Source organism: Paratractidigestivibacter sp. (genome assembly GCF_052362415.1).
GTDB lineage: Bacteria > Actinomycetota > Coriobacteriia > Coriobacteriales > Atopobiaceae > Paratractidigestivibacter.
Genome location: NZ_DAWEMK010000177.1, coordinates 1,954 through 2,311, shown reverse-complemented (window position 1 = coordinate 2,311; position 358 = coordinate 1,954). Strand labels below are relative to the sequence as shown.

At 72.1% G+C, this 358-nt stretch carries 1 protein-coding gene; it reads right to left on the bottom strand.

Going from position 1 to position 358, the window contains the following annotated elements:
* Positions 1-358: hypothetical protein (locus ACT84W_RS10590; protein ID WP_444329188.1), on the bottom strand; the 358-nt coding region annotated here is incomplete at both ends.

The window sequence follows — 358 nt, the reverse complement described above, 5'->3', positions numbered from 1 at the left end:
TTCCTGACGGGCTGTCCCCTCCCGTCCCGGCGGTCGTACGTCGGGCGGTACTCGAAGACCAGGTCCCTCTCCTTGAGGTTCCCGTCACGGCTGAGTCGCATGTGGACGCCCCTCCGTCCCAGCGCCTCGCTGAGGGCGCGCATCCTGTTCGGCGCGCCGGACGAGGCGACCTCGCGGACGCTCTCGCGCACTACCCGTCGGACGTGGTCCTGGTCGGTCTCGAAGCCCGGGTCGGCCCTTGAGCCGATCTCGCGGGCGCGCCGCTCGCCCCTCGACTCCTGGCGGGCGTGGACGCGGCTGTTGCGTTCTCCGCGTTCCAGCTGGACGAGCCCCCAGCGCTCGTCCAGCTGGAACGCGG